This window comes from Rhizobacter fulvus (assembly GCF_964020785.1).
Window position 1 is genome coordinate 1,817,975 of the sequence record NZ_OZ224516.1, and the last position, 18,130, is coordinate 1,836,104.

The 18,130-nt window shown below is 70.6% G+C and carries 12 protein-coding genes; 8 read left to right on the top strand and 4 right to left on the bottom strand.

Translation table 11 applies throughout. The annotated features are described in order from the left end of the window. The first annotated feature begins 110 nt into the window (after positions 1-110). The 3 genes from ACWH49_RS08710 to ACWH49_RS08720 all read left to right on the top strand — a co-directional run bounded on the left by ACWH49_RS08710 (position 111) and on the right by ACWH49_RS08720 (position 5,164). Entirely contained in the window at positions 111-1,946 is a 1,836-nt protein-coding gene (locus tag ACWH49_RS08710; RefSeq protein ID WP_448171100.1) for an FAD-dependent oxidoreductase, read from the top strand. 1 nt (position 1,947) lies between these two features. Beyond that, positions 1,948-3,804 carry a 2-oxoacid:acceptor oxidoreductase subunit alpha gene (locus ACWH49_RS08715; RefSeq protein ID WP_448171101.1) on the top strand — a complete coding sequence of 619 codons (1,857 nt, stop codon included), beginning with the start codon at positions 1,948-1,950 and terminating at the stop codon, positions 3,802-3,804. Between the two features lie 304 nt (positions 3,805-4,108). Then, positions 4,109-5,164, top strand: a complete 1,056-nt coding sequence (locus ACWH49_RS08720) for a 2-oxoacid:ferredoxin oxidoreductase subunit beta (RefSeq protein WP_448171102.1) — start codon at positions 4,109-4,111, stop codon at positions 5,162-5,164. 144 nt (positions 5,165-5,308) lie between these two features. On the opposite strand, the gene ACWH49_RS08725 is transcribed toward ACWH49_RS08720, so the two are convergent. Further along, positions 5,309-6,112: a carbon-nitrogen hydrolase family protein gene (locus ACWH49_RS08725; protein ID WP_448171103.1), complete on the bottom strand. Its 804-nt coding sequence runs from the start codon at positions 6,110-6,112 to the stop codon at positions 5,309-5,311. Continuing rightward, on the bottom strand, positions 6,109-10,218 hold the full coding sequence (locus ACWH49_RS08730) for a YhdP family protein (RefSeq protein ID WP_448171104.1): 4,110 nt from the start codon (positions 10,216-10,218) through the stop codon (positions 6,109-6,111). The genes ACWH49_RS08725 and ACWH49_RS08730 overlap by 4 nt, the downstream gene beginning before the upstream one ends. A 119-nt stretch (positions 10,219-10,337) precedes the next feature. Here ACWH49_RS08730 and glnE point away from each other — a divergent pair, with 119 nt between their 5' ends. Genes glnE through ACWH49_RS08745 form a run of 3 tightly spaced genes read left to right on the top strand, consistent with a single transcriptional unit; the run spans position 10,338 to position 14,262 of the window. Next, positions 10,338-13,142: a bifunctional [glutamate--ammonia ligase]-adenylyl-L-tyrosine phosphorylase/[glutamate--ammonia-ligase] adenylyltransferase gene (gene glnE, locus ACWH49_RS08735; RefSeq protein ID WP_448171105.1), complete on the top strand. Its 2,805-nt coding sequence runs from the start codon at positions 10,338-10,340 to the stop codon at positions 13,140-13,142. Continuing rightward, on the top strand, positions 13,139-13,729 hold the full coding sequence (gene rrtA, locus ACWH49_RS08740) for a rhombosortase (protein WP_448171106.1): 591 nt from the start codon (positions 13,139-13,141) through the stop codon (positions 13,727-13,729). Before glnE ends, rrtA begins: the two co-directional genes overlap by 4 nt. Further along, positions 13,729-14,262, top strand: coding sequence for a hypothetical protein (locus ACWH49_RS08745; RefSeq protein WP_448171107.1), 534 nt, complete (start codon positions 13,729-13,731; stop codon positions 14,260-14,262). The genes rrtA and ACWH49_RS08745 overlap by 1 nt, the downstream gene beginning before the upstream one ends. Before the next feature lie 6 nt (positions 14,263-14,268). Here ACWH49_RS08745 and rfaE2 read toward each other — a convergent pair whose 3' ends face one another. After that, entirely contained in the window at positions 14,269-14,751 is a 483-nt protein-coding gene (gene rfaE2 / locus ACWH49_RS08750; RefSeq protein ID WP_448171108.1) for a D-glycero-beta-D-manno-heptose 1-phosphate adenylyltransferase, read from the bottom strand. An 11-nt stretch (positions 14,752-14,762) separates the two neighbouring features. After that, positions 14,763-15,635, bottom strand: a complete 873-nt coding sequence (locus ACWH49_RS08755) for a ferritin-like domain-containing protein (RefSeq protein ID WP_448171109.1) — start codon at positions 15,633-15,635, stop codon at positions 14,763-14,765. A 434-nt stretch (positions 15,636-16,069) separates the two neighbouring features. Between ACWH49_RS08755 and ACWH49_RS08760 the strand changes: the two genes are divergently transcribed. Together ACWH49_RS08760 and ACWH49_RS08765 are read left to right on the top strand one after the other, a co-directional pair. Then, positions 16,070-17,368 carry an NAD(P)/FAD-dependent oxidoreductase gene (locus ACWH49_RS08760; RefSeq protein WP_448171110.1) on the top strand — a complete coding sequence of 433 codons (1,299 nt, stop codon included), beginning with the start codon at positions 16,070-16,072 and terminating at the stop codon, positions 17,366-17,368. Continuing rightward, complete coding sequence (locus ACWH49_RS08765) at positions 17,365-18,129, top strand: DUF1365 domain-containing protein (protein WP_448171111.1); 765 nt, start codon at positions 17,365-17,367, stop codon at positions 18,127-18,129. Before ACWH49_RS08760 ends, ACWH49_RS08765 begins: the two co-directional genes overlap by 4 nt. Position 18,130 lies beyond the last annotated feature (1 nt).

An 18,130-nucleotide genomic window follows, 5' to 3' on the forward strand; every position in this document is an offset into this window, starting at 1 on the left:
CCCCGCTGACAGGGAGCGGGACGCGTCCTAGGATCGGCTCACCGCACAGATGCGCCACAGCGCGTCGGCCCCGGGCCCCTGCCGGAATCGAGCGCGCGGAAAGAGACTGCTTGCAAGCGACCGACATCCACGCGCCCGACTACTTCCACAAGGTGGTCGACTGCCAGTGGGCGTGCCCGGCCCACACCCCGGTGCCCGAGTACATCCGCCTGATCGCGGCGGGCCGCTACACCGATGCCTACATGGTCAACTGGGCGTCCAACGTGTTCCCCGGCATCCTCGGCCGCACCTGCGACCGGCCGTGCGAGCCCGCGTGCCGGCGCGGCCGCGTCGAGGAGGCGCAGGCCGAGAAGCCGGAGCCGGTGGCGATCTGCCGCCTGAAGCGCGTCACCGCCGACTTCAAGGACGACGACATCAGCGACCGCTTCCCGCGCGCCCCGCAGGTGATGAACGGCAAGCGCATCGCCTGCGTCGGCGCGGGACCGGCGGCGCTGACGGTGGCACGCGACCTCGCGCCGCTCGGCTACGCGGTCACGGTGTTCGACGGCGACACGAAAGCCGGCGGCATGATCCGCTCGCAGATCCCGCGCTTCCGGCTGCCGGAGGAAGTGATCGACGAGGAGACCGGCTACGTGCTGAAGCTCGGCGTCGAGTTCCGCGGCGGCACGCGGATCGAGTCGCTGAAGGCGCTGCTGGCGGAGAACTACGACGCCGTCTTCATCGGCTCGGGCGCGCCGCGCGGGCGCGACCTGAAGATCCCGGGCCGGGACGAGGCCGCGAAGCACATCCACATCGGCATCGACTGGCTCGCGTCGGTCTCGTTCGGGCATGTCACGTCGATCGCGAAGCGCGTGATCGTGCTCGGCGGCGGCAACACCGCGATGGACTGCTGCCGCAGCGCCAAGCGCCTGGGCGGCGACGACGTGAAGGTGATCGTGCGTTCGCCATTCGACGAGATGAAGGCGTCGCCGTGGGAGAAGGAGGACGCCGCACACGAGGCGATCCCGATCCTCGACTGCCTGGTGCCGATCGCGTTCCTGCACGACGGCACCGGCCGCCTCACCGGCATGAGCTTCGACAAGGTGCGCGCCGAGCGCGACGCTTCCGGCCGCCGACGCCTGGTCTCGACCGGCGCGCCGCCGCAGGTGGTCGAGTGCGACGAGGTGCTGGTCGCGGTCGGCCAGGAGAACGCGTTCCCGTGGATCGAGCGCGACGCCGGCATCGATTTCAACGAATGGGGCATGCCGGTGCTGAACGACGTGACGCTTCAGTCGAGCCGGCCGAACGTGTTCTTCGGCGGCGACGCCGCACTCGGCCCGAAGAACATCATCTGGGCCGTCGCGCAGGGCCACGCCGCCGCGATCTCGATCGACAAGTTCCTGCATGGCGAGGACGTCGCAAAGCGCCCGGCGCCCGGCGTCACGCTGGTGTCGCAGAAGATGGGCATCCACGAGTGGAGCTACGACAACGCCGTCTCGCCGGACCTGCGCCACAAGGTGCCGTGGCGCGACGTCAACGCGGCGCTGCGCAACATCAAGGTCGAGGTCGAGCTCGGCTTCGACGTGCAGGCGGCGTGGAAGGAAGCGCAGCGCTGCCTGAACTGCGACGTGCAGACCGTGTTCAACACCGGCCAGTGCATCGAGTGCGACGCCTGTGTCGACATCTGCCCGACCGACTGCATCACCTTCACCGCCAACGGCGACGAGGCCGACCTGCGCACCCGCCTGCGCGCACCGGCGCGTCACCCCGACCAGGCGCTCTACGTATCGGGCGACCTGAAAACCGGCCGCGTGATGGTGAAGGACGAGGACGTGTGCCTGCATTGCGGCCTGTGCGCCGAGCGCTGCCCGACCGGCGCCTGGGACATGCAGAAATTCCTGATCGACCTGACGCAGGCCGGGCGCGGCTGCCGCGACAAGAACACGTCGACCACGAGGATCCTCTGAGATGCCGACGACCGCCAAACCCCGCATCACCGCCGTCAACGATTTCGTCGTCAAGTTCGCGAACGTCAACGGCTCGGGCTCCGCATCCGCCAATGAGCTGTTCGCACGCAGCCTGCTGCGCATGGGCGTGCCGGTGAGCCCGCGCAACATCTTCCCGAGCAACATCCAGGGCCTGCCGACCTGGTACGAGGTGCGCGTCAACGAGCGTGGCTACCTCGGCCGGCGCGGCGGCGTGGACCTGATGGTCGCGATGAACCCGCAGACCTGGGACAAGGACCTGGCCGAGATCGAGCCCGGCGGCTACCTGCTCTACGACAGCAGCAAGCCGATGCCGTCGGCCAAGTTCCGCGACGACATCCACGTGCTCGGCGTGCCGCTGGCCGACCTGTGCGCCACGCGCTACAACGACCCGCGCGAGCGCCAGCTGCTGAAGAACATCGTTTACGTCGGCGTGCTGTCGGCCATGCTCGGCATCGAGCCCGAGGTGATCGCGACGCTGCTCGGCGAGCAGTACAAGGGCAAGGCCAAGCTGATCCAGCCGAACCTCGACGCGTTCATGATGGGGCTGCACCACGGGAACGAGTATTTCGACCACGCGCTCGGCCTGAAGATCGAGCGCCGCGACGCGGTCGGAAAGCGCATCTTCATGGAAGGCAACGCCGCCGCCGCGCTCGGCTGCGTGTACGGTGGGGCGACGGTCTGCGCGTGGTACCCGATCACGCCGAGTTCGTCGGTCGCCGAGGGCTTCCAGAAGTACTGCAGCAGGCTGCGCGTCGACAAGGCCACCGGCAGGAACAAGTTCGCGATCGTGCAGGCCGAGGACGAGATCGCGTCGATCGGCATCGTCACCGGCGCCGGCTGGAACGGCGCGCGCGCGTTCACCTGCACCTCGGGCCCGGGCGTCTCGCTGATGACCGAGTTCATCGGCCTGGCGTACTTCGCCGAGATCCCGGTCACGATCATCAACGTGCAGCGCGGCGGCCCGAGCACCGGCATGCCCACGCGCACCCAGCAGGCCGACATCCTGAGCTGCGCGTACGCGTCACACGGCGACACCAAGCACGTGCTGCTGTTCCCCGAGGACCCGAAGGAGTGCTTCGAGTTCGGCGCGAAGTGCCTCGACCTCGCCGACCGGCTGCAGACGCCGGTGTTCCTGATGACCGACCTCGACATCGGCATGAACCACCGCCTGTGCGACCCGCTCGAATGGGACGACAGCAAGCAGATGGACCGCGGCAAGGTGATGACCGCCGAGGAGCTCGAAGCGGGGAGGGACTTCGGCCGCTACCTCGACGTCGACGGCGACGGCATCCCGTACCGCACCTACCCCGGCACGCACCCCGACAAGGGAGCCTACTTCACCCGCGGCACCACGCGCGACGCCTACGCCCGCTACTCCGAGACCGGCCCCGATTACCTCTACAACGTGCAGCGCCTGCTGACCAAGTTCGAGACCGCGAAGACGCTGGTGCCGCAGCCGATCCGCCGCGATGCGGCGCGACCGACCCGGTTCGGCGTGATCCACTTCGGCTCGACCAGCCCGGCGATGAACGAGGCCTTCGACGTGCTGCAGGCGCAGGGCGTGCATGTCGACGTGCTGCGCGTCCGCGCGTTCCCGTTCAGCGAGGCGCTCGACCAGTTCATCGCCGCCCACGAGACGGTTTTCGTGGTCGAGCAGAACCGCGACGCGCAACTGCGCACGCTGATCGTCACCGAGCACGAGATCAACCCGGCGCGGCTCGTCCCCATCCTCCACTACGACGGCACGCCGATCACCGCCCGCTTCATCACCGACGCGATCGCGAAGCACATCCGGTCTCACAACGTCGAGCCGATCAAGAAGGGGCAGGCGGCATGAACGCCGTTTGTTATGCGTCGAGCGGGATCGGGCGAGCGGGGTGTTCTGCTCCGCTCATGTCCCCCGTCGCCGGCCTGCGGCCGGCGACTCCTCCTTTACTTCGCTCCACAGAACACCCCGCCCGCCCGATCCACCACCCAAACCGCCCTCCCCCAAAGAACAGCGACGGTGACCGGTCGCGAGCGTCGGGTGGCCGGCGGAGCGAAGTAAAGGAGGAGGCTCGGGCGCAGCCCGGGCCGGGGGACATGAGCGCAGCCGGCCACCCGACGCTCGCGGCGCGCTCCACTCCAGCGGACTTCACCCCATGACCTACCTCGCCAAGCCCCGACTCCACCATCCGACCTTGCAAAGGAACGCGCTTGGCTTCACGCGGCGCGACTACGAGGGCAAGATCAGCACGCTGTGTGCCGGCTGTGGGCACGACTCGATCTCGGCCGCGCTGGTGCAAGCGTGCTGGGAGCTGGACATCGAGCCGCACCGCGTCGCGAAGCTGTCGGGCATCGGCTGCTCGTCGAAGACGCCGGACTACTTTCTCGGCGCGTCGCATGGCTTCAACACCGTGCACGGCCGCATGCCCTCGGTCGCGACCGGCGCGAACCTCGCGAACCGCGAGTTGCTCTACCTCGGCGTCAGCGGCGACGGCGACTCGGCGTCGATCGGCCTCGGCCAGTTCGCGCATGCGATGCGGCGCGGCGTCAACCTCACCTACATCGTCGAGAACAACGGCGTCTACGGCCTGACCAAGGGTCAGTTCTCCGCCACTGCCGACCAGGGCAGCAAGAGCAAGAAGGGCGTCGTCAACACCGACTCGGCGATCGACCTGGTCGCGCTCGCGCTGCAGCTCGGCGCGAGCTATGTGGCACGCAGCTTCTCGGGCGACAAGGAGCAGTTGATCCCGCTGATCAAGGGCGCGATGCGACACCACGGCGCCGCGCTGATCGACGTGATCAGCCCCTGCGTCGCGTTCAACAACCACGCCGGCAGCACCAAGAGCTACGACTACGTGCGCGCCCACAACGAGGCGGTGAACCGGCTCGACTTCATGCCCAGCCGCGACGCGATTCACCTGATGTACGCGCCCGGCGAGGTGATCGAGGTGCAGCAGCACGACGGCAGCGTGCTGCGCCTGCGCAAGCTCGCCGCCGGCTACGACGCGGGGGACCGGCTGGCGGCGATGAGCCACATCGCGACCCACGAATCGCGCGGCGAGATCCTGACCGGGTTGCTGTACGTGAACGCGTCGGCGCAGGACCTTCACGAGCACCTGAACACGGTCGACGAGCCGCTCAACCGGCTCGGCGACGCGCAACTCTGCCCGGGGTCGGCCGCACTGGCGGCGATCAATGCAGAGCTTGCTTGAGCTTCTTCAGCGCATCGCGGCAAGAGCTCTTCTTGGGAAAAGCCCCCGCGGTGGCTGCAAAGGCGCGTGCGGCGCGCCTGTGAGGCGCCGAGGAGCGCAGGGCTCGCGGCCGCGCGCGCAGCGCGCCTCCATGACGGCAGTGCATCAAGCGACGCGCCGATGCTCCAACGCCGGCAACTGCATCCGCACTGACGCGATGCGCTCGCGTTCGACCTCGGCCAGCACCACGCCCTCGCCTTCCGGCAGCATCGCAAGCACCTCGCCCCACGGGTCGACCACCAGGCTGTGGCCGAAGGTGCGTCGGCCGTTCTCGTGCGTGCCGCCTTGCGCGGCGGCGATCACGTAGCACTGGTTCTCGACGGCCCGGGCACGCAGCAGCAGTTCCCAGTGCGCGAGGCCTGTCGTGTGCGTGAACGCGGCAGGCACCGAGATCAGGTCGCACGGCGGGTGCATCATTTCCCGGTACAGCTCGGGAAAGCGCAGGTCGTAGCAGACGCTCAACCCGACCCGCAATCCGGCCGCCTGCACCGTCGTCGGCACGCTGCCGGCGCGGATCGCACAGCCCTCGTCGTAGCGCTCGCGGCCGTTGTCGTACTTGAACAGGTGGATCTTGTCGTAGCGGGCGGCGAGCGTGCCGTCGGGCGCGTAGACGCAGTTCGAGTTCAGCACACGCTGCGGGTCGTCGGTGCGGATCGGCAGCGTGCCGCCGATCACCCACACGCGGTGCTCGCGCGCCGCATGCGCCAGCATCGCCTGGATCGGCCCGTCGCGGGGCCCTTCGGCGACGCCGAGCTTGTCGCGATCGGTGCGGCCCATCAGGCAGAAGTACTCGGGCAGCGCGACCAGCTCGGCGCCGTCGCGTGCGGCCTGCGCGATCAGGCGCTGGGCCGTCGCGAGGTTCTCGTCGACCCGGGTGGTGGACACCATCTGCAAGGCAGCGATCTTCATTTCTTCTCCGGTGCCGAGGCAGCGGCCTCGGCCGAGGGCACATCATCGCCCAGCTTGCGGTCGACGCGCTCGACCTTCGGATCGGCCCACGGCCCGCTGATGTGGAATTCGCGCGTGCTCGCCGCGGTGAGCGGCTTCTTCAGCAGCGCCTGCGCGAGGAATGCGCCCAGGCCGATGGCCGGGTTGATCACCGCGTAGGCGAGCGCCGCGGTGCCGGCGTTCAGCTCGGGCACGACGATGACGCGCAGGTCCTGCGTCTCGCGTTCGATGTCCGCGTGGCCTTCCATCAGCACCAGCGCCTGCACGCCGCGCATGCGCAGGTTGTTGGTCACCGCGACGCCGAGGCCGATCTTCACGTCGCCGGTGATGCTGTCGAAGGCGAAGCCTTCCTGGAAGAGGTCGCGGAAGTCGAGCGACAGGCGGCGCGGCAGCGACTGCAGGCTCAGCACCCCCAGCAGCCGCGCCGCGCCCGGATCGACCTTCAGGAACTGGCCCGACTCGACCGCGACGTTGATCTGGCCGCCCAGCGTCGGGTAGTCGAGCGCGAATGGCGAGCCGCTCCAGCCGATCTGGCCCGACAGCTGCCCCTTGCCGCCGCGCACCGCGCCCTTGGTGCCGAGGCGGTCGAGCAGCGCGCCGCTGTCGGCGATCTGCAGCTTGAAGTCCATCACCGCGCGCCGCTCGGCACCGCCGCGCGCGCCACCCGGCCCGGCCGCCGACCAGTGGCCGGTGGCGACGAACTGGGCCTCGGGCGTCGTGATGTTGAACTTCGACAGCTGCCAGTCGCGGCCCGTACCGCCTGCGCGGTTGACCGCCTCCACCTCGACGCGGCCGAGCTTCTTGCCGCGCAGTTCGAAGTCGTCGATCACCAGGTCGAGCGCCGGCATCGTCGCCGGCTGTTGGTCGAGCAGGCTCTCGACCTGCTCGTCGTCGCCCTTCGGCAGCGACAGCCGCGACAGCCGCGCGTACACGCGCCCACCCGCCACGGCCGCCCCGGCGCGGCGCACCGGCAGCCGGTATTCGACGTAGCCATTGAGCTGCTCGGCATCGACGTTCGCGCGCCAGACTCCGCCCTGCTGCGACAGCCCGGCGGACACGCGCGTCAGCCGGCGCGGCCCGGCCACCAGCTCCTGCACGCGCAGGCCGATCGTGTCGGGCACGTAGGCCGAGGGCGTCGCGGCGTCGCGGGCCTCGGCGGCGCCGAAGAGGCGATCGACGGCGCTTTCCCATTCGTCGGTCGCCAGGCGCGGCAGGTTGATGCTGGCGGCGACGCCGGTCGCCGGCTGCGGCGCCGGCTCGAGCACGCCGATGCCGCCGCGCAGCACGCGCGGCTGGTCGCCGGTGAGGTCACGCTGATATTGCGCCTGCACCAGGTTGCCAAGCTCGAAGCGCAGCGTGTCGCGCTGCGCCGGCTGACCGGGCGCCGTAGCCTCGGGCATGCTCGACAGGCGCAGCGCCACAGGCGTTTCCGCCGCCTTGGCCAGTGGCGCCGGCAGGTTGATCGCCAGGCCGACCAGGTTGCTGGTGATGTTCAGCTCGGGCTGGCCGCGCACGAAACCGACGCTCGCGCGGTAGCTGGCCTGCCCCGCGAGCGCGCCGGCGGCGCGAGACAGCGCGCCGAGCTCGACGGCGCGCCGCAGCCCGTCGGCGTTGACGGTGCCGGTGCCGCTGAAGCGGACCGATCCATCCGGCTGCGTGCCGCCGTCGAACGTGGCGTCGCCGCCGTACAGCTTGGCGCTGGCGCCGACGACGTTCACGCCCTTCTCGGTGAAGTCGACCCGGCCCTTGGCGGCGCCGAGCAGCGGGCTGTCTGGCGTGAGGCGCACGTCGTTGCCGCCCAGCCCCAAGCTGCCCTTCACCGTGCTCGCGTTGACCCGCAGCAGCGGGATCGTCAAGCCGAGCGTCAGATCGGCCGCGCCGGTGCCGGTACCGCCGGCCAGCGCCTTGCCGATCCAGCCGCCGACCGGTGTGGTGTTGACGACGCGAAGCATCTCGCCGAGCGGCCCGCGGCCGCTGGCGTCGAGGCTCAACACCGGGTCGGCCTCGAGGTGGCGGATCGTCGCCTGGACCTTCGGGAAGTCGACGTTGGCGATCTGGGTGCGGCCGTTGCGCAGCTCGAGCGTGCCGCGGTCGACGATCAGTTCGACGCTCGTCCGGGTCAACGCCGGCCACGGCGATTCGAACGCGGGCGCGGTGCCCTGCGCGGGCGTGCTCGGGATGAAGGCGTAGGCGCCGTCCTCGATCTTGCCGGCGATGTGGAACTCGCCGTCCTTCGGGTTCTTGACGTTGAGGAAAGGGAACTCGTTCAGGTCGCCCTTGACGCGGAAGGTGGCGCTCGCGATGCGCCCGCCTTGCACCGCGTGCTGAAGGTAGTCGCGCGTGCCCTTCGGCAGCCCGAGCGGCAGGTAGCGGTAGACGCGTGCGGCCGTGCCGTTGGCGAGCCGGGCGTCCAGTTCCAGCCGGCCCGGGAAGCGTCCGCCGCGCGCGGTCGGGGCGCCGGTGCTCCAGGTGCCGGCCAGGTCGCCACTCGCATCGGCGTTCGCGAAGCGCGCCTCCTTGACCTGCACCGTGAGTTGCGGCGCGATGCCCGGCACCGGCGTCGGCTCGATCTTCCACAGCACTTGCGCGCTCAACTGGTCCAGCACCAGCAGCGGGTCCTCGAACACCCCCGGCAGGTCGAGCGCACCGCCGTTGATCGCGACGCGCGCGCTGCCGCCGGCCTCGGTCGCGTCGAGCTGCACAGTCGCGCCGCGCAGGCCCGGGCGTCCGACGCCACGCGGCTCTTCAGCCGGCCGCGCGGTCAGCGCCAGGCCGTTGACGCGGGCCTTGGCGCGGTAATGGCGCGGCGCATCGAACGGGCCGTCCCAGGTGGTCGAGAGATCGGCGACCAGGCCGCGCGGGTTCAACTCGGCGAGCAGCTTGCGCACCGGTGCGCCGAGCGGCACCCGCGTCGCGACCTGAGCCATCAGCGCCAGGTCGAGGCGCTGGGCCGTGAACTCGCCCCCGGTGGACGGCTGCCCGGCGCGCTGCCGCCAGGCGAGCGTCATGTCGCCCTGCGGCCAGCGGATGTTGTCGCCGGTCTCGAACGTGAAGTGCTGCAGCGCGACGCTGACGCCTTCCTCGGTGCGCTGGCCGACCAGGCGACCCTCGACCTCCTCGACGACGAGCGGCTCGGCCTCCGGCGCGAGCTGCAGGGTGACTGCGCGCAGCGCCAGGTCGACGGTTGCGGCAACCGGCTCGCCGGCCTTCAGATCGACCCAGCCACGCAACGCGCCGACGCCCTCGCCGAGCTCGAACGGCAGCGTCGCGTGGCGGCGCAGCTCGCGCACGTCGGCGCGCGGCAGGTTGGCGTAGACCGTGCCGTTCCAGCGCCGCCAGTCGCCGCGGCGCGCCAGCAGCGGCTGGCTGAAGCGGCCGGTCGCGGTGAAGCGCTCGCCCCAGTCGGGCGGCGGGGTGGCGTCCAGCCGCAGCTCGTGATGGCGCAGGCCGTTGCGCACGACGAGTTGGACATCCGTGAGGGCCAGCGGCGGGGCACCGCGCAGCTCGTCGGTCCAGCGGATCGAACCGCCGCGGATCACGAACTCGTGCTGCGCGAAGAACCAGTCGGACGAGGCGCTGCCGTTGCCGACCTCCGGGCCGCTGAAGTCGAGCCCCGCGACGAAGATGCGGCCGGTCGGATCGCGCCGCGCCTCGAGCTGCGCGCCATCGATCAGCAACTGCTCGAAGCGCAGTTCGAACGACAGCAGCGAGCGTGGCGAGATCGCGGCGAACACGCGCGGCAGGCGCAGCGCGGGCTGCTGCTTCGCGTCGAGCAGCACCACCTCGCGCAGCTCGAACGACGGCACCCAGCCGGCCGAGCGCACCTCGATCTGGCCAATCTTCACGGGAACCCCGAGTGCCGCGCTGGCCCGCGTTTCGATCGGCTCACGCCACTGCTGGATGTGGGGCAGAATCCCCCAGTGGAGTGTCAGCCACGCGATCAGCAATAAGCTCCACGCGATAAAGATCAGGCCCAGCAACACGCGTGCAACCCAGCGCAGCGCCGTGAAGCGCGGCGGGCCACGGTCGATGACGGAGGGCGACGTGGCAGGCGGGATCAAAGGCATGAAGACATCGGTGCGCCAGCCACGGGTGGGGCGATTCAGGGGTGGGCGGCATGCCGCCAGCGGGTCTGTCGGCGCGCGCCGCTGACAACTCAATCTAGCACAGACACGTCGCAGCACTCATGGGTTCCCGCCCTCTTGAACCGGTCATCGCGAACGCGCCCGTCTCGGCATTGGCCGACCACAGCCGCTTCGTGCAGCGCATCCGGCGTCGCTACGCCGCCGAACTGCCGCTGCTCCCGCCGGGCCTGCCGACGCGCCAGCACATCGACGCGCTGATCGAGCGCCTCCAGCACGAGGGCCGCGGCCTCGCCAGCGCGATGCGCGTGACACGCCAGCTGGTGCTCGAGCGCCTGGCGGTGCTCGATGTCGAGCAGGCGGCGCCGATGCAGGACGTGACCGTCGCGATGACCGAGCTCGCCGAGTGCACGCTCGACCGCGCGCTCGCGCAGGCCCGGCTCGACCACGAGGCGCGCTACGGCACGCCGCGCAACGCCGCCGGCGAGCGCATCGACTTCTGGGTCGTCGGCATGGGCAAGCTCGGCGCGCGCGAGCTGAACGTCTCGTCCGACATCGACCTGATCTATGTCTACGAGGAAGACGGACAGACCGACGGCGCGCAGCCGATCAGCGCGCACGAATACTTCTCGCACGTCTGCAAGAGCCTGTACACGCTGATCGGCGAGACGACCGAAGACGGTTTCGTGTTCCGTGTCGACCTGGCGCTGCGCCCGAACGGCAATTCCGGCCCGCCCTGCGTGAGCCTGGCGATGCTGGAGGAATACCTGCAGGTGCAGGGCCGCGAGTGGGAACGCTTCGCGTGGCTGAAGAGCCGCGTGGTCGCGCCGACGGCGAGCGTCAAGAACGGCCGCGCGGTCGCGCTGCGCGGCCTGGTCACCTCCTTCGTCTACCGGCGCTACCTCGACTACGGCGTGTTCGAAGGCCTGCGCCAGCTGCACGCCAAGGTCCGCGAGGAAGCGCAGCGCCGCGCCGCCGGACGTCCCGAGCGTGCCAACGACGTCAAGCTCTCGCGCGGCGGCATCCGCGAGATCGAATTCATCGTGCAGCTGCTGCTGGTCGTGCGCGGCGGTCAGTTCCCCGAGATCCGCACCCGGTCCACGCTGAAGGCGCTGACCAAGCTTACGGCCGGCGGCCTGATGAAGCCGGCCAGTGCCAACCGACTGGCCGAAGCCTACGAATTCCTGCGGCGCATCGAACACCGCATCCAGTACCTCGACGACCAGCAGACCCACCTGCTGCCGACCGTGGACGCCGACCTGGCGTGGATCGCGCAGAGCCTGGGCTTCAGCAGCCGCGAACGCGGCCCGTCCGGCACCGCAGCCTGCGACCTGCTCGACCTGCTGGGCGCGACGCGCGAGTTCGTCGCGCTCGAATTCGACGCGCTGCTGCACGACGGCCGTGCGCCGACCGTCAAGACCGGCAGCTGCCGCAACGGCACCTGTGGCGCGCCGCCGCTGCCGGTCGACAGCGACGCGTTCCTCGATCAGCTGCCGCCTGAACTGGCGGCGCGTGTGCGACCGCTGCGCGAGCAGCCGAAGATCCGGATGCTGCGCGACGAGAGCAAGCTGAGGCTGGCGCGGCTGATCAAGCGCGCCGGCCATGCCGCCCGCGACGGCGAATGCACGATGGATGCCGCGACCCGCTTCGTCGACTGGATCGAGCCGCTGCTGCGGCGCGAGAGCTACCTGGCGATGCTGGTCGAGCGGCCCGAGGTGCAGACCCGGCTGCTGCGCCTGCTCGGCCTGGCGCGCTGGCCGATGCGCTACCTGATGCTGCACCCCGGCGTGATCGACGAACTCGCCGACGAGCGCCTGCTGCATGGCCGCTTCGACGCGGCGCAATTCACGGCCGAACTGGACGCACGCCACGAGGCCTGGACGCGCTCGGGCGAGGCACACGAAGAGTCGCTGCTCGACACGCTGCGCCGCGCCCACCACGCGGAGGTGTTCCGCACGCTGGTGCGCGACGTCGAAGGCCACATCACCGTGGAGCAGGTGGCCGACGATCTCTCCGCGCTTGCCGACGCCACGCTCGACATCGCGCTGCGCTGGGCGTGGTCGCACCTGAAGCAGGCGCACCGCGACACCCCGCGCCTCGCGGTCGTCGCCTACGGCAAGCTCGGCGGCAAGGAGCTGGGCTACGGCAGCGACCTGGACGTGGTGTTCCTGTACGACGACGCCGACGAGCCGGACCCGGACAAGGCCACCGAGGTCTACGGCGCGTTCGTGCGCAAGGTCATCAACTGGCTGACGCTGCGCACCGCGGCCGGCGAACTGTTCGACATCGACACCGCGCTGCGGCCCAACGGCAACTCCGGGCTGCTCGTCACGTCGATCGCGTCGTTCGCGCGCTACCAGGCCGGACGCGGCAGCAACACCGCGTGGACCTGGGAGCATCAGGCGCTGACCCGCGCCCGCTGGTGCGCCGGCTGGCGCGCGCTGGAGCCGCAATTCGAGGACGTGCGCCGCACGGTGCTGTGCGCGCCGCGCGATGCGACTGCGTTGCGCACGGAGGTGCGCGCGATGCGCACCAAGCTGCGCGACGCCCACCCGGTGCGCGCCGGCCGCTTCGACGTCAAGCACAGCCCGGGCGGCATGGTCGACGTGGAGTTCGCGGTGCAGTACCTGGTGCTTGCGCATGGCGCGGCGCATCCGGGCCTGCTCGACGATGTCGGCAACATCGCGCTGCTTCAACGATCACAGGAAGCCGGCCTGCTGCCCGACCACATCGGCAGCCGCGCCGCCGACGCCTACCGTGAGCTGCGCCGCGCGCAGCACACCGCGCGCCTCGACGAGCAGCCCACGCAGGTCGATCCCGACGCGCTGGCCGCGCCGCGCGACGCGGTGCTGGCGCTGTGGCACACCGTGTTCGACGCGCCCGACGGGATCCCGCCGCCGGCACCATGACCCGCGGCGCGCGCGCCTGGCTGGCGGTGGCGGCGCTGCTCGGCGTCGTCGCCATCGCCGGTGCAGCGCTTCCCCGGACCTCGATCGACTGGCAGCCGGCGTTGGCCTGGCATGAGCCGTGGCGCGCGTTCAGCGCGGTCGGCGTGCACTACAGCGCGCAGCATCTGGTCATCAACCTGGTCGGGCTCGCGGTGGCGGCAGCGTTCGGCGTCATCGCGCAGGTCCCCGCACGGGTCGCGTGGGCGTGGCTCGCCGCCTGGCTGTTGACCCATGTCGGCCTGCTGCTGCGGCCCGACCTGACGCATTACGGCGGCCTTTCCGGCGTGCTGCACGGTGGCGTTGCGGCCGTGACCGTGTGGTTGCTCGCCCACGGCACGCGCGCGCAGCGGCTCGTCGGCGCCGCCGTGCTGGCCGGCCTGTGCGTGAAGATCGCCAGCGAATCGCCGTGGGGACCGGCGCTGCGGCATCCGGTCGGGCTGGACATCGCCGTCGCACCGTTCGCGCACGCGACCGGCGCGATCGCCGGGGCCGGCTGCGCCACGCTGGCGCTGTGGCTCGGCAGGCCACGTGCCGAGGCGCGGGGATGATGCAGACGGCCGCCTTCCGCATCGCGTGGCGGCTGGCGCTGTGCGTGGCGATGGCGTGGGCGGTGTGGCGAATCGGCGGGCTGGTACCGATGGTGGCGGTCGCGCCGCTGTTCGGCGTCGCGCTGGCCAAGCCACTGCTCGACCTGGCCAGCGACCTGCGCCACCAGGCACGCGCCCGGGCGCTGAAACCGGTGCAGGGCCGCCACTTCGCGTTCCGCGGCATTCCGGTCGACGTGCTGGAGGACGCCGACCACCGCCGCTGGGTGCGCGCCGCCGACGTGCGCGCGATCGTTGGCATGACCGCGTCGAACGGCGCGCTCGCCCTGAGCTACCCGGCCGGCTGGCGCGAGTTCGGCCGTCCGGCCACGCCGTATTTCAGCGACGACGCGCTGCTCGCGCACCTGGCGAAGGAACGCTCGCCCGAAGCGCTGCGCTTCCTGCACTGGGTCGAGCGGGACATCGCGTTCCCGGCGCAGCGGGTGCGCGAGCGGCTCGGCATCCGCGTGAGCGCGCCGGACGCGGTCGAGCGCTGAACCGGTTCAGCTGCGGATGCGCTGGACCAGCGCGGTCGTCGAGTACCCCTCGACGAATGGCAGCGTCAGCGCCTGCCCGCCCCAGCGGCGCACGCGCTTCGTCTCCTCGAGCGGTTCGATGTCGTAGTCGCCGCCCTTCACATACAGCTGCGGCCGCACGAGTTCCAGCAACTCGACCGGCGTCGCCTCGTCGAACAGCGTGACGAGGCTGACGCTCTCCAGCGCGGCCAGCACGCAGGCGCGGTCGAGCTCGCTGTTCAGCGGCCGGTCCGGCCCCTTGCCGAGCCCTCGTGCCGAGGCGTCGCTGTTCAGCCCGATCACCAGGCTCGCGCCCAGTGCGCGCGCCTGCGCGAGGTAGCTGACGTGGCCACGGTGCAGGATGTCGAACACGCCGTTGGTGAACACCACCGGCTGCGGCAGGGCCGCGACCCGCGCGGCGAGTTCAGCGCGGGTGCAGAGCTTGTCGAGGAACGCAGGCGCGGCGCGCATGGCCGGCCCGCTCAGACCGGCTGCGTCCCTAGCGTGGCGCCCAGCGCGGCGGCTGCCACGCGTGCGGTCACTTCCTTGCGGAAGCGGTTGAGCTCCTGGACGCTCGCGAAGCTGCGTTCCATCAGCAGGCTCATGTTGTGCAGGATGCGCTCGACCACGCGCGTCTCCCAGACCGCGTCGAACTGGATCTGCTTGTCGAGCCACTGCTCGAGCCACTCGGGGTCCGGCAGCCGGCTCTGCACCGTGTCGCGCGGGAACAGGCTGGCGTTGACGTGCAGATTGGTCGGGTGCAGCGCCTGCGCGGTGCGGCGCGCGCTGGCCATCAGCACGCCGACCTTGGCGAACGCGGCCCGCGCTTCGTCGCCGAAGTTCTGCAGCGCGCGCTTCATGTAGCGCAGGTAGGCGCCGCCGTGACGGGCCTCGTCGCGTGCGAGGGTTTCGTAGATCGCCTGGATGACCGGCTCGCTGTGCCACTCGGCCGCGCGGCGGTACCAGTGGTTCAGGCGGATCTCACCGCAGAAGTGCAGCATCAGCGTCTCCAGCGCCGGCGCCGGGTCGAACTCGAAGCGCACTTCCTCCAGCTCCGCCTCGGTCGGGACCAGATCGGGGCGGAAGCGGCGCAGGTATTCCATCAGCACCAGCGAGTGCTTCTGCTCCTCGAAGAACCAGACACTCATGAAGCCGCAGAAGTCGGCGTCGCCCTTGTTGTCGCGCAGGAACATCTCGGTGGCCGGCAGCGCCGCCCACTCGGTGATCGCGTTCATCTTGATCGTCTGCGCCTGCTCTTCCGTCAGGCGGCTGGCGTCGAACTGGTCCCAGGGGATGTCCTTGTCCATGTTCCAGCGCACCGCTTCGAGCTGCTTGAAGAGTTCGGGGTAGATCATCGCTTGGGCCTTCATAGTGCGCGCGATTCTAGTCCGCGGCTCGTGACCCTGATGCGGCGTCCCCGTGCGGCCGGCACATCCCGGCGCATCCGGAACTGCCGCCCGCGCGTATATGCGACTACTCGGTTATATTTAATACCAGCCAGTCACACCGCGATCCCATGCCCCACGACGATCCTGCCGACCGGCCGCATTTCTTTACCTTCGAGACGAGGGAACTCGGCCGGGCCGGTCGTTTCATAACGAGCATGCCGCGGCGTGGCGCTGCGGCCGGTGCCGGGCACCCTGTTTTCGTTGCGAAGCCGCCGGTTCGATCCGGTTGCAATCCCCGGGCGGTTGATCTCCTCCCTCCTCCCTCCCTGATTCCCCTGGGGGCGCTTCGCAACACTCTTCCACGTGCGGCGGCCGTTCGCGGCCCCGCCGCCTGACCCGCGATGCGCCGCGTCGCTGTCATCGGGTCGGGTATCTCCGGGTTGTCGGTCGCGCATGCGCTGGCCGGCGAGGCCCGCGTCACGCTGTTCGAGGCCGGCGACTACTTCGGCGGCCACACCCACACGGTCGACCTGACGCTGGACGGCGTCACGCACGGCGTCGATACCGGCTTCCTGGTGCTGAACGAGCGCACGTACCCGCAGTTGCTGCGCCTGTTCGACGAACTGGGCGTGCCGATCGCCAAGTCGGAGATGTCGTTCTCGGTGCAGGTCCCCGGTGACGGGACAACGCGCGACCTGGAGTGGAGCGGCTGCGACCTGAACACCGTCTTCGCGCAGCGCCGCAACCTGCTGCGGCCGGGGTTCTGGCGCATGCTGGCCGACCTGCTGCGCTTCAACCGGCTGGCCACCGCGCTGGCGGGGCGCGACGCGCTCGCCGGCGAACAGGCCATCGGTGACTTCCTCGACGAACATCGCTTCGGCCGCGAGTTCCGCGAGTGGTATTTCCTGCCGATGATCGGCTGCATCTGGTCCTGCCCGGTGGATCAGATGCTGCGCTTCCCGGTCGCGACGATGCTGCGCTTCTGCCACAACCACGGGCTGCTGCAGGTCGCGAACCGGCCGCAGTGGTACACGGTGCGCGGCGGCGCGCGGACCTACGTCGAGAAGATGCTGCGCGCGGTCCCCGATGCTCGGTTGGCCACGCCGGTGCGCCGCATTCGGCGGGTCGAGGGCGCGGTGCAGGTCACCTCGCGCGACGGCACCGAGCGTTTCGACGACGTCGTGCTCGCCAGCCACAGCGACCAGTCCCTGGCGCTGCTGGCCGACCCGAGCGAGGCCGAGGCCGCGGTGCTCGGCGCGATCCGCTACCAGCGCAACCGCGCGCTGCTGCACACCGACACCGCGCTGCTGCCGAGCCGCCGCAGCGCCTGGGCGGCGTGGAACTACGAGCGCGCCGCGACCCATGCGCCGGAGCAGGCGTCTGTCTGCCTGCACTACCTGCTGAACCGGCTGCAGCCGCTGCCGTTCACGACGCCGGTCGTGGTCTCGCTGAACCCGGTGCGCGAGCCGCGCGCCGAGCTCGTGCACGCCGAGTTCGACTACGCCCACCCGGTGTTCGATGCCGCGGCGATCCGGGCGCAGCAGCGCGTCGGCGAGTTGCAGGGCGAGCGCAACACCTGGTTTTGCGGCGCGTGGACGCGCTACGGATTCCATGAGGATGGCCTGATGTCCGGCCAGGCCGTCGTCGCCGACCTGCGCCGGACCTGGGCTGCGCCGCACGCGCTGCGGGAGGCCGCATGACCGAGGTGCGGCCGGCGGTCCCGCTGCTGGGCATCGGCGAGGTGCGCCACGCGCGCGAGCGCCCGGTGCCGAACCGGTTCGCCTACCCGACCTACTTCCTGATGCTGCCGATGCGCAGCCTGCGTGCGGCGCCGTCGGACGCGCTGGCGCGCAACAGCTTCGGGCTGATCAGCTTCTTCGACCGCGACCACGGCGACGGCCGGGCCGACAGCCTCGCCTGGCTGGACGCGCTGCTGGCGCGCGAGGGCGTGCGCGACGCCGACGGCGAGATCTGGCTGCACTGCTATCCGCGGGTGCTCGGCTTCACCTTCAAGCCGGTCAGCTTCTGGTACTGCCACCGCGCCGATGGCAGCCTCGCGGCGGTCGTCGTCGAGGTCAACAACACCTTCGGCGAGCGCCACTGCTACCTGCTCGACGGGCCGGAGGTCGGCTTCGGTCGCGAGCTGCAGGCGGCCAAGGTCTTCCACGTCTCGCCGTTCTGCGAGGTGACGGGGAACTACCGCTTCCGCTTCGTGCGCAGCGCCGAGCGCACGATCGCCTGCGTCGACCACCACGACGGGCACGGCCTGCTGATCCGCACCAGCGTCGGCGGCCAGTTGCGCCCGCTGACCGCGGCGCGGGCGCGGGCGGCGTTCTTCGGCATGCCGCTGATGACGCTCGGCGTGATCGCCCGCATCCACTGGCAGGCGCTGCGCCTCTGGCGCAAGCGCGTGCCGTTCTTCCGCAAGCCGGCACCGCCGCCGAACTTCACGACCCGCTGAG

Bases quoted from the DNA above. Each gene is read 5' to 3' on its own strand.
- ACWH49_RS08715 (WP_448171101.1), top strand. From the start codon at position 1,948: ATGCCGACGACCGCCAAACCCCGCATCACCGCCGTCAACGATTTCGTC.
- ACWH49_RS08720 (WP_448171102.1), top strand. From the start codon at position 4,109: ATGACCTACCTCGCCAAGCCCCGACTCCACCATCCGACCTTGCAAAGG.
- ACWH49_RS08725 (WP_448171103.1), bottom strand. From the start codon at position 6,112: ATGAAGATCGCTGCCTTGCAGATGGTGTCCACCACCCGGGTCGACGAG.
- ACWH49_RS08730 (WP_448171104.1), bottom strand. From the start codon at position 10,218: ATGCCTTTGATCCCGCCTGCCACGTCGCCCTCCGTCATCGACCGTGGC.
- glnE (WP_448171105.1), top strand. From the start codon at position 10,338: ATGGGTTCCCGCCCTCTTGAACCGGTCATCGCGAACGCGCCCGTCTCG.
- rrtA (WP_448171106.1), top strand. From the start codon at position 13,139: ATGACCCGCGGCGCGCGCGCCTGGCTGGCGGTGGCGGCGCTGCTCGGC.
- ACWH49_RS08745 (WP_448171107.1), top strand. From the start codon at position 13,729: ATGCAGACGGCCGCCTTCCGCATCGCGTGGCGGCTGGCGCTGTGCGTG.
- rfaE2 (WP_448171108.1), bottom strand. From the start codon at position 14,751: ATGCGCGCCGCGCCTGCGTTCCTCGACAAGCTCTGCACCCGCGCTGAA.
- ACWH49_RS08755 (WP_448171109.1), bottom strand. From the start codon at position 15,635: ATGATCTACCCCGAACTCTTCAAGCAGCTCGAAGCGGTGCGCTGGAAC.
- ACWH49_RS08760 (WP_448171110.1), top strand. From the start codon at position 16,070: ATGCGCCGCGTCGCTGTCATCGGGTCGGGTATCTCCGGGTTGTCGGTC.
- ACWH49_RS08765 (WP_448171111.1), top strand. From the start codon at position 17,365: ATGACCGAGGTGCGGCCGGCGGTCCCGCTGCTGGGCATCGGCGAGGTG.